11 protein-coding genes are annotated in these 14,559 nt (G+C 67.3%); 3 read left to right on the top strand and 8 right to left on the bottom strand.

Annotated elements, in window-relative coordinates; genetic code table 11:
• Positions 1-18 precede the first annotated feature (18 nt).
• Positions 19-1,770: a phospho-sugar mutase gene (locus ACFVYC_RS11255; protein ID WP_387549859.1), complete on the bottom strand. Its 1,752-nt coding sequence runs from the start codon at positions 1,768-1,770 to the stop codon at positions 19-21.
• 39 nt (positions 1,771-1,809) lie between these two features.
• Positions 1,810-2,628, bottom strand: coding sequence for a purine-nucleoside phosphorylase (locus tag ACFVYC_RS11250; RefSeq protein WP_387549857.1), 819 nt, complete (start codon positions 2,626-2,628; stop codon positions 1,810-1,812).
• A gap of 105 nt (positions 2,629-2,733) precedes the next feature.
• Between ACFVYC_RS11250 and ACFVYC_RS11245 the strand changes: the two genes are divergently transcribed.
• Both ACFVYC_RS11245 and ACFVYC_RS11240 read left to right on the top strand, forming a co-directional pair.
• Complete coding sequence (locus ACFVYC_RS11245) at positions 2,734-4,149, top strand: NAD(P)H-quinone dehydrogenase (RefSeq protein WP_387549855.1); 1,416 nt, start codon at positions 2,734-2,736, stop codon at positions 4,147-4,149.
• Positions 4,150-4,225: 76 nt separating this feature from the next.
• Positions 4,226-4,411 (top strand): PspC domain-containing protein, encoded by a 186-nt coding sequence (locus tag ACFVYC_RS11240; RefSeq protein ID WP_387549853.1) that lies wholly within the window; start codon positions 4,226-4,228, stop codon positions 4,409-4,411.
• A 33-nt stretch (positions 4,412-4,444) separates the two neighbouring features.
• Here ACFVYC_RS11240 and ACFVYC_RS11235 read toward each other — a convergent pair whose 3' ends face one another.
• The 3 genes from ACFVYC_RS11235 to ACFVYC_RS11225 are packed head-to-tail and all read right to left on the bottom strand — an operon-like array spanning position 4,445 to position 9,712.
• Positions 4,445-6,004 carry an FAD-dependent oxidoreductase gene (locus ACFVYC_RS11235; protein ID WP_387549852.1) on the bottom strand — a complete coding sequence of 520 codons (1,560 nt, stop codon included), beginning with the start codon at positions 6,002-6,004 and terminating at the stop codon, positions 4,445-4,447.
• Complete coding sequence (locus ACFVYC_RS11230) at positions 6,001-8,238, bottom strand: molybdopterin oxidoreductase family protein (RefSeq protein ID WP_387549850.1); 2,238 nt, start codon at positions 8,236-8,238, stop codon at positions 6,001-6,003. The genes ACFVYC_RS11235 and ACFVYC_RS11230 overlap by 4 nt, the downstream gene beginning before the upstream one ends.
• Before the next feature lies 1 nt (position 8,239).
• The gene (locus ACFVYC_RS11225) at positions 8,240-9,712 is read right to left on the bottom strand and encodes an MFS transporter (protein WP_387549848.1); all 1,473 of its coding nucleotides are present in this window, start codon (positions 9,710-9,712) and stop codon (positions 8,240-8,242) included.
• Positions 9,713-9,989: 277 nt separating this feature from the next.
• On the opposite strand from ACFVYC_RS11225, the gene ACFVYC_RS11220 reads away from it, so the two are divergent.
• The gene (locus tag ACFVYC_RS11220) at positions 9,990-11,402 is read left to right on the top strand and encodes an MFS transporter (protein WP_387549846.1); all 1,413 of its coding nucleotides are present in this window, start codon (positions 9,990-9,992) and stop codon (positions 11,400-11,402) included.
• Between the two features lie 57 nt (positions 11,403-11,459).
• On the opposite strand, the gene ACFVYC_RS11215 is transcribed toward ACFVYC_RS11220, so the two are convergent.
• From ACFVYC_RS11215 to ACFVYC_RS11205, 3 genes are read right to left on the bottom strand one after another with little or no spacing between them, the layout of a single operon-like run.
• The gene (locus ACFVYC_RS11215; protein ID WP_387549844.1) at positions 11,460-12,197 is read right to left on the bottom strand and encodes a glutamine amidotransferase; all 738 of its coding nucleotides are present in this window, start codon (positions 12,195-12,197) and stop codon (positions 11,460-11,462) included.
• Between the two features lie 31 nt (positions 12,198-12,228).
• Positions 12,229-12,669, bottom strand: coding sequence for a YybH family protein (locus ACFVYC_RS11210; RefSeq protein ID WP_387549843.1), 441 nt, complete (start codon positions 12,667-12,669; stop codon positions 12,229-12,231).
• Positions 12,670-12,687: 18 nt separating this feature from the next.
• Positions 12,688-14,502 carry an acetyl/propionyl/methylcrotonyl-CoA carboxylase subunit alpha gene (locus ACFVYC_RS11205; RefSeq protein ID WP_387549841.1) on the bottom strand — a complete coding sequence of 605 codons (1,815 nt, stop codon included), beginning with the start codon at positions 14,500-14,502 and terminating at the stop codon, positions 12,688-12,690.
• Positions 14,503-14,559: the final 57 nt, after the last annotated feature.

The raw sequence follows: 14,559 nt of genomic DNA, 5'->3' as shown, positions 1-14,559 counted from the left end.
CGCCGCGGGGGCGCGCGGCTATAGCCCCAGCGCCTCGCTCACGTCCTGCAGCACCTCGTCCAGCGCTGCGCGCGCTGCCTGGCGGGCCGCCGGCAGTTCAGCTGCGGTGCCCACGTGCTGGATGACTTCGAGGTAGCACTTCAGCTTCGGCTCGGTGCCGCTGGGCCGGATAATCACGCGGGTAAGGTCCCTGGTGAGGTAGACAAGGCCGTCCGTGGGCGGGAGCTGCCCGCTGCCCTCGGCGAGGTCCGTAAAAACCTCCACCGCGGATGACGCAAAGGATTCCGGCGGGCTGACCCGGAGGCGGTTCATCATGGCGTCCAACAGGCCCAGGTCCGCCACCCGGATGCTGAGTTGATCGCTGGCGTGCAGGCCGTGTTGCAGGTACAGCTCGTCCAGGGTGTCAAAAACAGTCTTCCCGCCGGCCTTTGCCGCGGCAGCGAGTTCCGCGATGAGAACCGCCGCGGAGATGCCGTCCTTGTCCTTCACCACATCGGGCGCCACACAGTAGCCCAGTGCTTCCTCATAGCCGTACAGCAGCCCGGGCACCCGCGAAATCCATTTGAACCCGGTCAACGTCTCCTCATGCGCGTAGCCCGCGGCCGTTGCGATCCGTGCCAGGAGCCGTGAGGACACGATCGAATTCGCGAACACCCCCGGGCTGTCCTGCTCGGCGGCGTTCGCATCGTCCGTCGCCAGCCGCGCCGCGATGTGGGCTCCGAGCAACGCGCCCACTTCGTCTCCGCGGAGCATCCGCCAGGCGCCGGTGTCCGGATCCTTTGCCGCAACTGCTGCCCTGTCGGCGTCGGGATCATTGGCGATCACGATGTCGGCATCCAGCCGCTCCGCCGTTTCCAGGGCCAGGTCCAGCGCGCCGGGTTCTTCGGGGTTCGGGAAGCTGACGGTGGGAAAGTCCGGGTCCGGCTCGGCCTGTTCGGCCACGAGCGTCACGTCAGTGAACCCGGCGGCCTTCAGCACGGCCTGCGCGGTTTCGCCCCCCACACCGTGCATCGGGGTGAGAACGATGCGCAGATTCCGGGCGGGAAAGCGCTCCGGCAGGGCCAGTGCTGCCGTGGCCTGTTCGTAGCCCGCAGCCAGGGAGTCGTCGAGCACCGTCCAGCCGCCGGAGGCGAGCGCAATGGTCTCATGCGGGCCGACCGCGTCGATGCGGGCCGCGATCTGCGCGTCGTAGGGTGCCACGATCTGGGCACCGTTACCGCTTTCCGTGACGGCATGGCGGCCCAGGTAGACCTTGTATCCGTTGTCCTGCGGAGGGTTGTGGCTGGCGGTAACCATCACGCCGCCGTCGCATTCCAGCGCCCGCACGGCATACGCCAGCAGGGGAGTAGGCAGTGCGGCCGGCATCAGGAAGGTTTCTATCCCGGCTGCGGTAAAGATGGCGGCGGTTTCTTCCGCGAAGATGTCCGAGTTGTACCGCGCGTCATAGCCGACGACGGCGCGCGGCCGCGTTCCCGGTGACGCCTGGCCCACTGCCTGGAGCAGGAAGTCCGCCAGCCCTGCGGCGGCCCGGCGCACCACCACCCGGTTCATCCGGTTGGGTCCCGGGCCCAGCGCCGCCCGCAGGCCTGCCGTGCCGAACTGCAATGTCCCCCGGAAGCTGTCTTCGAGCTCCTGCCGGGCAACCGGGGCGCCCTCCTCAACACTCCGGACGAGCTCCAGGAGCGAAGCCGAAGTCCGGGGGTCCGGGTCTTGGGCGGCCCATTCACGGGCCTCGTTGAGCAGGCGGAAATCGGCATCGGAAGACGTCATGGCCCTAACGCTACCCGACGGGCGTGGGCGCACCCTGCCTTAGAGCCGGGCGATGATTTCGGCGAGCAGTTTTGAAATCCGGGGACCTGCGGCCTGTCCCGACTCGATCACTTCCTGGTGGCTGAGCGGCTGCGGGCTGATGCCGGCGGCAAGGTTGGTGACCAGCGAGATCCCGAAGACTTCCATCCCTGCGTGGCGTCCGGCGATGGCCTCCAGGGCCGTTGACATTCCCACCAGGTCAGCGCCGATGCGTTTGGCATACTGCACCTCGGCGGGGGTCTCGTAGTGCGGGCCGGGGAACTGGGCGTAGATACCTTCGTCCAGCGTTGCGTCCACTTCCCGGGCGAGCCCGCGGATCCGCGCCGAGTAGAGATCTGTCAGGTCAACGAACGTGGCGCCCTCCAAGGGTGAGGCCGCGGTGAGGTTGATGTGATCGCTAATCAGCACCGGCGTGCCCGGAGCCCACTCTTCGTTGAGGCCGCCGCAGCCATTGGTGAGGACCAGGGTGCTGCAGCCTGCTGCCGCTGCCGTCCTGATGCCGTGGACCACGGCCCGGACGCCCTTGCCTTCGTAGTAGTGGGTCCGTGCGCCCAGGACCAGCGCCCGCTTGCCCCCCTTGGTGAGCACCGAGCGGATAGTGCCCACATGCCCAACAACCGCGGGAGCGTGGAAGCCGGGAACCTCTTCAGCTGACAGGGTGGCGGTGGTTTCGCCGATGAGGTCGGCCGCCTCGCCCCAGCCCGAGCCAAGGACGAGGGCGACGTCGTGGCTGTCCACGCCCGTTTCTTCGGCGATGTACTCGGCGGCGGCCCGTGCGGCGGCGAAGGGATCGGTCTTCAGGAAGTCTGTTGTACTCACTGGTACAAGCTATCCTGCCTCTCCGCCTTCGCCCACCCCTGCGCCGCTTTCCTGAGAGACCGTTTTCTTTGGTGGTGCGGGGAGGATGCAGGACAATGAGTGATTGTGACTACGCATCCAGACTTCAGCTCGCCCCGGATCGCAATCCTGGGAGGTGGTCCCGGCGGATACGAAGCCGCCATGGTGGCCGCCTCGCTCGGAGCGCAGGTCACCATCATCGAACGGGCGGGGCTGGGCGGCTCAGCGGTGCTGACCGACGTCGTCCCCTCCAAAACGCTGATTGCCACTGCAGACCTGATGACCCGCGTCGCCGAGGCGGGGGAGCTGGGAGTGAAGTTCGACGTCGACGGCGGCGACTTTGTGCCGGTGATGCGCGCGGACCTCAAACACATCAACGACCGCCTCCTCAACCTGGCCCGCAGCCAGTCCAAGGACATCCACGACGGCCTGGCTAACCAGGGGGTCCGCATCCTGGCCGGGTCCGGCCGGCTCGTGGACGACCACACCATCGAGGTCCTCACGGCCGAGGGTACGGAAACCGTTGAGGCGGACACCATCCTGCTGGCGGTAGGGGCCCATCCGCGTGAGCTTGCCACGGCCCGGCCTGACGGCGAGCGGATCCTCAACTGGACGCAGATTTACGACCTCGACGAACTGCCCGAGGACCTGATCGTTGTGGGTTCCGGTGTGACCGGAGCCGAGTTCGCCTCTGCCTACAACGGCCTGGGTTCGAAGGTAACGCTGATTTCCAGCCGCGACCGCGTGCTTCCGGGCTCCGACGTGGATGCCGCAGTGGTGTTGGAGGAAGTATTCGAGCGCCGCGGTGTCCGTGTTCTGTCCCGCTCCCGCGCCGAGACGGTGGAAAGGACCGACGACGGCGTGGTGGTAACCCTCAGCGACGGCTCCAAGGTCACCGGCAGCCACTGCCTCCTCTGCCTGGGCTCGATCCCCAACACCGCAGGCATAGGACTGGAAGAAGCCGGTGTGGCGGTCAGCGAAAGCGGCCACATCAAGGTGGACGGCGTCTCCCGCACCACCGCACCCAACATCTACGCCGCCGGAGACTGCACCGGCGTGCTGCCGCTTGCCTCGGTGGCCGCCATGCAGGGCCGCATTGCCGTGGCCCACTTCATGGGCGACAGTGTCACCCCGCTCAAGCTGCACCAGGTGGCGTCCAACATCTTCACCTCGCCCGAGATCGCGAATGTTGGTGTGTCCGAGGCAGAGATCGATTCCGGCAAGTACCAGGGCGATGTGGTCAAGCTTTCGCTGCGCAGCAACGCCCGCGCCAAGATGCGCAACCACAAGGACGGCTTCGTGAAGATCTTCGCCCGGAAGGGCTCCGGAACGGTCATCGGCGGTGTGGTGGTGGGGCCGAATGCCTCGGAGCTGATCTTCCCGATCTCCATCGCCGTGAAGCAGAAGCTGCACGTGGACGACGTCGCCAGCACCTTCACCGTGTACCCGTCATTGACCGGGTCCATTTCGGAGGCGGCGCGCCGGTTGCACGTCCACCTGTAGCTTCGGTGGCCGGGGAGCGGCCGGGGAGCGAAACCCGGGCTCCCTCGCCCGCCGGATATGGGTGTAGCGTGGCCGCATGACAACAGCCCTCGTCCGTCCCCGCAGCGGCAAAATCATCGGCGGCGTCTGCGCGGCCCTGGCCACCCGGTTCGGGCTCCCCAAATTCCTGGTCCGGCTGGGCTTCGTGATCTTTGGCCTGGTGGGGATCGGTGAACTGGTTTACATCGCCCTCTGGATCATGATCCCGAAGGCGCCGGCGTAACAGCCCGGTTCGCCTGTTGAGGGGCGGCTGGGGTCAGGCGGCGGTCACCGCCTGAAAGTGTTTTTCGATCAGACCCTTGATGTCCTCGTGGCAGCCGCCGCAGCCGGTGCCCGCACGGGTGGCCTTGGACACTTCGGCCACGGTTGAGCAGCCACCCTCCACGGCCCCTGCGATGGCCGCCCCGCTGACGCCAGCACACCGGCAGACGGTTCCCTGCGGGTCGGCGGCCGCGCCGGGCAGCTGGTCCGGCCCGTCGAGGCGCAAAAGCAGGGACCGGTCCGCCGGAAGCTCCGCGCCGCGCTCAAACAGTCCTACCAGTTCGGCAGCGGTACGCGGCATGCCCACTGCTACCAGGCCCTCCAGCACACCGCCGCGGGTGGTCATTTTGACGTAGCGGCCGTGTTCCGGATCCGCCCACTGGGCGATCTGCAGGCGCGGGCGGCCGTTGACTGCACCGGCAGCAAGGATTTCCTCGTCCCACGGCTCGGCAGCATTGTCCCCGGCAACTGCCATGTTCATGCCCCGGGCCTTCAGGACTATGACGCCGGCCTGCTCGGCGGGCAATTCCGGCAAGAGTTCGGCCTCCCCGGCAGCGTCGGACGCCAGGAGGGTCAAGTATTCTGCCAGCCACTCAGCCTGTCGCCACCCGGGCCCAACGAGGCCGGACGGACCCTTGGCATTCCTGCACTGCGAACAGTCCGCATCAGGGCAGCGGACTTCGGCGCAGTCGCCAATGGCGAAGATGTGCGGCTCATGGTGGGCCCGGAGCCGGTGGTCCACCAGGATCCCGGCGGACGTGGAGAGCCCGCAGCCTTCGGCCAGTTCCGTGCGGGGACGGACGCCGCACGAGAGAACCAGGAGGTCGCCGTCGATCGCTGACCCGTCATCCAGCAGCAGGGCGGAGAACCCGCCGTCGGGCGCGTTGTGCTCCACTCCGGTGGAACGCGCGTTGCCGGCCATCCGGACGCCGCAGCGCCGCAGGCCCGCGGCCAGCACGGCGCCGCCGCCGCGGTCGATGTTGCGGCCCAGCGGGTGCGGCCCGTTGTGGACCACGGTGACGGTTGCGCCTTCTTCCGCTGCGGCCAAAGCCGTCTCCAGCCCCAGGACGCCGCCGCCCAGGACCACCACCCGTTTGCCGCCGTCCACCGCCTGGCGCAGCACCTCCGCATCGCGAAGGTCACGCAGCGCGGTAACACCCGCCGGGAGCACCGGAGCCGCGGGGTCCGGGTTGATGCCGGTCAGGTTGGGAATCACCGGCCGCGATCCGGTGGCGAAGACCAGGCGGTCGTAATGGGCCACCCCGCCGTCAGTCAGGAGGACCTGCTGGCGGGCACGGTCCACGCGGCGGACGCGGACGCCAAGGCGGATGTCCACCCCTTCCGCGGCCAGGGCGCCGGCGTCGGAAAGTGCCAGGGCATCCGCAGTGGTCCGCCCCACGCCGAGGTCGGCAACCAGTACACGGTTGTACGCCGCTTCCGCCTCCGCGCCTACCACCGTCAGTGTCACAACGCCGCTGCGGACAGCAGGCAGGAGCTCATCAACCAGCCGGGCAGCCACCGGCCCGAATCCTACAATGACAACTTGCTCGCTCATGAGGCCTCCGTCGTTTGAAGCACGTGGGATGAAACCGGTGTGGCAGCCGGCCGGACCCACACCTTGTTGAACTTGAACTCCGGCATTCCCGAGATGGGGTCCGTGGCGGCCTCCGTGAGGCGGTTGGCGCTTTCGAGTTCCGGGAAGTGGAAGGGCAGGAAGACCGTGTCCGGGCGGATGGCGGTGCTCAGTTCAACCCGGCACAGCACCTCGCCGCGTTCATTCGCCACCGACACAAACCCGCCATCGGTGATCCCCATCGAATCCGCGGCGGCCGGGTGGAGCTGCAGCTTCGCCTCGGGCCGGGCCTCCAGCAGTTCCGTCACCCGGCGGGTCTGCGCGCCGGACTGGTAATGCTCCAGGAGGCGGCCGGTGATGAGGGTCATGGTTTTTGCCGCCGGATCGGTGTTGGCGGCAGGCGTCCGACGGCGGCGGGGCGTCACCGGGGTCATCACGGCCTTGCCGTCGGCGTGGGCAAAGGCCTTCAGGAAGAGCCGCGGCGTGCCGGTGCTGCCGGCGGGGTAGGGCCAGTAGGCGGCTTCCCCGCGGTCCAGCATGGCGTAGTCGATGCCGGAGTAGTCGGCGAGCCCGCCGGCCGACGCCCGCCGGAGCTCCTCAAACACTGTTTCCGGGTCCTCGCTGTAGGTGGACGGCGCGTCGAGGGCCTCGGCCAGCCTCGCCATGATCCAGAGCTCACTGCGGGCTCCGGCAGGGGGTGTCAGGGCCTGACGGCGGCGCAGCACGCGGCCTTCGAGGTTGGTCAGCGTGCCTTCCTCCTCCGCCCACTGGAGCACCGGAAGGATCAGGTCCGCCTCGGCTGCGGTCTCGGACATAAAGAAATCGCACACCACCAGGAAGTCCAGGCTGCGCAAGCCGCTGATCACGGCGTTGGCGTCGGGGGAAGCCACCGCAATGTTGGAGGCGTGGACAAAAAGGCAGCGGACGCCGTCGGGCTGTCCCAGTGACTTCAGCAGCTGGACGGCGGGCAGGCCTGGCCCGGGAATAAGGTCCTCCGGGACGCCCCACACGCCAGCAACATGGGCGCGGGCGGCGGGGTCGGTGATCTTCCGGTAGCCGGGGAGCTGGTCGGCCTTCTGGCCGTGCTCGCGCCCGCCCTGGCCGTTGCCCTGGCCGGTGAGGGTGCCGTAGCCGCTGCGGGCCGAACCCGGCAGTCCCAGCAGGAGGCTGAGGTTAATCGCTGCCGTGGCGGTATCGGTTCCGTCCACATGCTGTTCAACGCCGCGGCCCGTGAGGATGTAGCTGCCGCCTTTGCGTGCACCTTCGGCGAGCCTGCGGGCGGTTTCCCGGATCAGTTCGGCCGGGACGCCGGTGATGGACTGGACCCGTTCCGGCCAGAAGGAGTTCACGCTGCGGACAACGGCGCCATAGCCCGAGGTGCGTTCCTCGACGTAGGTGGTGTCCACCAGGTTTTCGTGGATGACCACGTGGGAGAGGCCCAGCAGGAGGGCAAGGTCGGTGCCCGGCAGGGGCTGGAGGTGGAGGCCCCCGCCGTCGGCCGTAAACGCAGCCGTGGCTGAGCGTCGCGGATCCACCACGATCAGCCCGCCGGCGTCGCGCGTTCCCTTAAGGTGCTGGACGAAGGGCGGCATGGTCTCGGCCACGTTGGAGCCCAGCATCAGGATGGCGCTGGCGGTGTCCAGGGCTTCGAGCGGGAAGGGGAGCCCGCGGTCCACCCCGAAGGCGCGCATCCCTGCAGCCGCAGCCGAGGACATGCAGAACCGGCCGTTGTAGTCGATGCGGGAGGTGCCCAGGGCGAGCCGGGCGAACTTGCCCAGCATGTAGGCCTTCTCGTTGGTGAGGCCGCCGCCGCCGAATACGCCCACTGAATTCCGCCCGTAGCGGGCGCGGGCGTCTTTGACCGCATCCGCTGCGAGTTCCAGGGCCCGGTCCCAGCTGATGGGGCGGTGGACGCCGTCGGGGCCCTTTAGGAGGGGCTCGGTGACACGGCCCGGGTGGTTCAAGAGCGAGGCGGAGGTCCAGCCCTTGCGGCAGAGACCGCCGCGGTTGGTGGGAAAGTCCCGGCCGCTCACCTCGAGGGGCGCAGGGAGGGGCGCACGAAGCGGCACCTCTCGGGCGGAGGGCCCTCCTGCCTTTGGTGCTGACACGGGGACTGACCCCGGCTGGGAAGCCGGGGCCAGTACCGCTGGAGACGTGAGCGTCATGGCGCACTGCAGGGCGCAGTAAGGGCAGTGCGTGTCGGCGCTTTTGGTCATGTTAGACGTGTCCCATCGCATTTCGGTTGGCATTGCGGATGTAGAAGGCCCAGCAGACAACCAGCATCAGGACGTAGGCCCCCACGAAGCCGTAGAAGGCCGGGGTGTAGGATCCGCTGGCAGTGTTTGAGGCGTTCAGTACCTGCGGGATCACAAACCCGCCGTACGCCCCGATCGCTGAGATCAGGCCGAGCGCGGAGGATGCGAGGCGCTGGGTGGCCACCGAGCTTGCCCCGTTTCGCGCTGCCCGGCTGGAGGTGGCGAAGATGACCGGGATCATCCGGTAAGTGGCACCGTTCCCGAAGCCGCTGGCGGTGAAGAGCATCAGGAAGAGGGCCAGGAAGAGCCAGAAGTTCTTCAGCGGCAGGGTCCAGATCATGGTGAGGGTGATGATTGCCATGGAAGCAAAGGCGGCCACAGTCATCCGGGCGCCGCCCATGCGGTCGGCCATGCGTCCGCCGTAGGGGCGTGCCAGGGAGCCGACCAGCGGGCCGAGGAAGGCCAGCGAGAGTGCCACCGTGCCGACTCCGATGGAGGAGAACGCCGGGAAGTAGTCCTTGATCAGCTTGGGGAACACACCGGCGAAGCCGATGAAGGAGCCGAAGGTGCCGATGTACAGCAGGGCCATGATCCACAGGTGCGGTTCCTTCAGCGCTGCCACCGAACCGGCGATGTCACCCTTGGCGCTGGTGAGGTTGTCCATGAACTTCCAGGCGCCAAAGGCAGCGACCAGGATAAACGGCACCCACATCCAGCCGGCCATGGGCAGGTTGACCGTGCCGACGGCCAGCAGGGTGATCACGATCGGGACAGCGAGCTGTGCGACGGCGGCACCCATGTTGCCGCCGGCGGCGTTCAGGCCCAGCGCCCAGCCCTTTTCCCGGGCCGGGTAGAAGAAGGTGATGTTGGCCATCGAGCTGGCGAAGTTTCCGCCGCCGAAACCTGCAAGGGCAGCCACGAGCAACATCACACCGAACGGAGTCTCCGGGTTGGAGACGCACAACGCCAGGCCGATGGAGGGAATCAGGAGCAGCAGGGCGGACACAATGGTCCAGTTGCGGCCACCGAACCGGGGGACCATAAACGTGTAGGGAATGCGTAGGGTAGCGCCCACGAGGCTGGGCATGGAGATCAGCCAGAAGATTTCGGAAGTGGAGAAGTTGAAGCCGGCAGCGGGCAGCTGGACCACCACGATGGACCAGAGCTGCCAGACAACGAAACCGAGGAACTCGGCGAAGATTGACCAGTTAAGGTTGCGGCGGGCGATGGAGCGGCCGGTGGACTCCCACTGTTCCTTGTTCTCGGCATCCCAGTTGGCAATCCAGCGGCCGGGGCGGAATTCAAGGGCGGGGGCGTCTGTGGTGCGGGTAGGGCCGGGCTGTGCGCTGGCGGATGCGGCGGCTCCGGGCCTTGCGGCTTCGTCCAGATCCAGGGAATTGCCGGGGCCGGCATCAGCGGTGCGGTCAACAGTCACGGGGTACCTCCTTTTGGGGGATGTTGTTCCTCCAAGGTAGGGATGCCGCGTTTCGCGGACCGACGATGTTTGTTAACGGGCTGTGACATTTGCCTATCGGTGGCCGCGGAGGAGCGTGAGGCATAGGCTGGGGGCCACGAAGTGAGACGTACAGCACGTGTCCGGATAGTGGACCTTTCGTCCATTGACTGGACCGCCGGAACTAATATTGAACTCTAACTATTTCGAGCCGGGCCTCTACGCACGGCCTGGCCGGTTCTCATGAAAGCGTTTACCTATGTCATCCACCGATACCTCCACGGTGCCCGGATCCCCGCAGCCGGTGAACTCACGCGGCCGCGTGATCGTCGCCAGCCTGATCGGCACCACGGTTGAGTTTTACGACTTCTATGTCTATGCCACCGCAGCCGTCCTGGTTTTCCCGCAGTTGTTCTTCCCCAACCAGAACGAAACCACCCAGCTCCTGAGCTCCTTTGCCGTCTTCGGCGTGGCATTTGTCGCCCGCCCGCTGGGCTCGATTGTCTTTGGCCACTTCGGCGACAAGTTCGGCCGCAAGGGCACACTGGTGGCATCCCTGCTGACCATGGGTATTGCCACGTTCCTGATTGGCTGCCTGCCCACCGCGCTGGTACCCGGCTGGGAATTCTGGGCTCCGGCCCTGCTGGTGGTAATGCGTTTCGCCCAGGGCCTGGCCCTGGGTGGCGAATGGAGCGGCGCCGCGCTGCTGGCCACGGAGAACGCCCCGGCCAACAAGCGGGCCATCTACGGCACCTTCCCCCAACTGGGCGCCCCCATCGGCTTCATCATCGCCAACGTGATCTTCCTGGTCTTCAGCTACGCACTGTCCCAGGCGGACTTCCAGTCGTGGGGCTGGCGCGTCCCGTTCCTGCTCAGCGCCGTGATGGTCATCATCGGGCTCTACGTCCGGCTGAAACTGATCGAAACCCCTGCCTTTACAAAGGTGATCGAGTCCAACGAGGTAGCCAAGCTGCCCCTGGGCCGGGTGTTCAAGACCAGCTGGCGCCAGCTGATCCTCGGAACGTTCATCATGCTTGCCACCTATGTGCTCTTCTACCTGATGACCACCTTCACCCTCACCTACGGCACCCGCCCCGCCAGCCTGGAGGCTGCCCGGGCCGCGGCCGAAAAGGCCGGAAAGCCGATGACCGAAGCAGCCGCGGCAAACTTCGTTTCCGGCCTCGGCTACACCCGCAACGACTTCCTCTGGATGCTGATTGCCGGCGTCGTCTTCTTCGGCATCTTCACGCTGGTTTCCGGACCGCTGGCCGAAAAGTACGGGCGCCGCAAGATGCTGCTGGCGGTCACCGGCGGCATCTTCGTCTTCGGCCTGCTCTTCGTCCCGCTCTTCAGCGGCGGCTTCGTCGGCACTATGGCCCTGCTGATCATCGGCTTCTCCCTGATGGGATTGACCTTCGGGCCGATGGGTGCGCTGCTGCCCGAACTGTTCCCCACCAACGTCCGCTACACCGGCTCGGCGGTGAGCTACAACTTCTCCAGCATCCTGGGGGCAGCGGTGGCTCCGTTCATTGCCGTCGCGCTGTGGGAACTGGCCGACGGCAGCCCGGTCCTGGTGGGTGTCTACCTGACCGCCATGTCCGTCCTGACTCTCATCGCGCTGTTCGTCAGCAAGGAAACCCGCGACGTGGACTACGAGAACAACGTGGCCTGATCACGCCGCACCCCTCACTTGGAATGCCCGGCTGGTCTGCGGACCGGCCGGGCATTTCTATGCGCCCGAGGCGTAGCGGGCCACAAAGTTCTTCAGGATGTTCATCGGCTCGGTGACCGTGAACTGCCGGGCCTCGTCCATCAGCTGCCCGGCCGACTCCGGCGGGAAATAGCCGGCATACCGGTAAATGTTGATGCGGGTGCACAGGCCCTCTGCGTCCAGCTCGGGGTGGAACTGGGTGGCATAGAGGTTTTGGCGGATACGGAACATCTGGACCGGGCACGCGGCGGACCGCGCCAGCAGCACCGCGTGCGGGGGCAGGGCGGTGCAGGCTTCCTTGTGGCCCGTGAAGGCTGTAAAGGTCCTGGGCATGCCGCTGAGCACAGGATCTTCCAGGCCGGCGTCCGTGAGTTCGATGTCCGCGGCGCCCAGCGGCTCTCCGTAGGTCCTGTCGATCACGGCGCCCTGGTGCGTCCCGAGGGTGCCGACGCCGTAGCAGGCACCAAGGAACGGAAAGTCGCGGGCTACCAGCCGGTCCAGGAGGCCGGACAGCTCACGCTCAACGCGGTGCTGAGTGGCCGTCTTGTGCCCGGGCGGGTCGCTGGACGTGAACGGGCTGCCGCCCACAATCACGCCTGAGAAACCGTCCAGGTCCAGTTCGGGCAGGGGAGCGGCCTCCAGCCGGATGCGCCGGAGCCCGGAGGGTTCCAGCCCGCCAAACCGGAGGTAGGCAGCATACTCATCCTCGGCAGCTGCGTCTTCGGCCCTCGACGCCAGGAACAGGAAAGGCAACATGTGCCCAGTGTGCCTTTTTCTGCGGAACCTGTCAGCTGTTGGCGGGCTGGCTCAGGGAACGGCGGGACTGTGGCCGGGCAGCGGGATCGGCATGGCGGTGCAGGAGTTTCCAGTATCCTTCCTCACGGCGGAAAACGCTGGTCACGCGGAGCGCGAACTCCTCGGTGACGGCGGCGCCGTCCAGCCGCGCCCGGAAGTGCTCGGTCTCCACCAGGAAGGCCGTGTCCCGCGCGGTGTAGGACGTGATGGTGTCGAAGCCGAGCATCTCGCCGTCCTGGAACTGCCGGGCAGCCTGGTCCAGCCGGGCTTCCACCTGCGCCCAGCCGCGGGCGATGCCGCCGAACGGGTTCGCCAGCGTCACGTCGTCAAGGCGGGAGTACAGGTCCTTGACGGGTCCCGGGTTGCCCCGGGTGATCTCGGGCACGGCGAGGTGGTAGCGGTCCACTTCTTCTTCAAAGCTGGGTGCGAGCATGGGGGCCTCCGGCGCTTGCTAGTCTTCGATGGTGGCGATGACGGCGCCGGCTGACACTGTCTCTCCGGCTGCAGCGGTCAGGCCGGTGATGGTTCCCGAGCGGTGCGCGGTCAGCGGCTGCTCCATCTTCATCGCCTCGAGGACCACCACCAGGTCGCCCTCAGCCACAACGTCGCCGTCGGCCACGGCCACCTTGACGATGGTGCCCTGCATGGGGGAGGTCAGCGCGTTGCCGGTGGCCGCTGCCGTGCCCCCGGAGCGGGAACGCTTCTTCGACTTGCCGGGTTTGGCCGCGGCGCCGGCGGTGCCGGTCCCCACCGAACCGAGCGAGGCGGGCAGTACCACCTCGAGCCGTTTGCCGCCGACTTCAACCACCACGCGCTGCCGCTCCTCGGCGTCCGCGTCGGAGCCTGCGCCGCCGTCCGGGGTCCAGGCCGGCAGGTTGTTGACGAACTCGGTCTCGATCCAGCGGGTGTGGACGCTGAACGGGCCCTCCGCCGGCGCGAACGCCGGGTCCGAGACCACGGCGAGGTCGAACGGGATCACCGTTGGAATGCCCTCGACCACCATCTCCTCCAGGGCGCGGCGGGCGCGCTGCAGGGCCTGCGGCCGGTTGGCACCCGTCACGATCAGCTTGGACAGCATGGAATCGAAGTTGCCGCTGATCACGTCGCCCTCCTCCACGCCGGAGTCGATGCGGATACCGGGGCCGGTGGGATTCTTCAGGACCCGGAGTGTGCCCGGGGCCGGCAGGAAGTTCCGGCCCGGGTCTTCGCCGGTGATGCGGAATTCGAAGGAGTGGCCGCGTACCTCGGGATCGTCGTAACCAAGTTCCTCGCCGCGGGCCAGCCGGAACTGCTCGCGCACCAGGTCGATGCCGGTGACTTCCTCGGAAACACAGTGCTCCACCTGCAGACGGGTGTTCACCTCAAGGAAGGAGATGGTGCCGTCCTGGCCCACCAGGAACTCGCAGGTGCCGGCGCCCAGGTAGCCGGCTTCCTTCAGGATGGCTTTGGAGGACTCGTACAGGCGGCGGTTCTGCTCCTCGGTCAGGAACGGGGCCGGTGCCTCCTCCACCAGTTTCTGGTTTCGGCGCTGCAGCGAGCAGTCGCGCGTGGAGACCACCACCACGTTGCCGTGGGCGTCCGCCAGGCACTGCGTTTCGACGTGGCGGGGCGCGTCCAGGAAGCGCTCGATGAAGCACTCGCCGCGGCCGAAGGCGGCGGTGGCTTCACGGACAGCGGATTCGAACAGTTCGGGAATCTCGTCGCGGCTGCGGGCGACCTTGATGCCGCGTCCGCCGCCGCCGAAGGCCGCCTTGATGGCCACGGGGAGCCCGTACTGGTCCACGAAGTCGAGGATTTCCTCGGCGGACTGGACGGGATCCGCGGTGCCGGGGACCTGGGGTGCGCCCACCTTCTCGGCGATGTGCCGGGCCTGGACCTTGTCGCCGAGGGCGGAGATGGCTTCAGGGGAGGGGCCGATCCAGGTGATGCCGGCCTCGATCACGCGGGCAGCGAACTGGGCGTTTTCGGCCAGGAACCCGTAGCCGGGGTGGATGGCGTCGGCGCCGGACTGGCGGGCGGCGTCGATGATCTTGTCCATCACGAGGTAGGACTCAGCGGCGGTGCTGCCGCCCAGTGCGAAGGCCTCGTCAGCAAGGCGGACGTGCAGGGCGTCGCGGTCTGCGTCCGCGTAAACGGCAACGGAGGCGATACCTTCATCACGGGCGGCGCGGATGATGCGCACCGCGATTTCACCGCGGTTGGCGATCAGCACCTTGGTGAGGGTCGACTGCGTGGGACGTGCGGACTGCTCCAAATTTGCTGACAAGGCGTCTCCTTCTTTCCTTCAGGGAGCCTAGCGCGGTTTTGAGGGTTCCGCCGATAT

It is taken from the genome of Pseudarthrobacter sp. NPDC058329 (assembly GCF_042879835.1).
Classification (GTDB): domain Bacteria; phylum Actinomycetota; class Actinomycetes; order Actinomycetales; family Micrococcaceae; genus Arthrobacter.
This window is presented reverse-complemented; position numbering and strand designations above follow the sequence as displayed.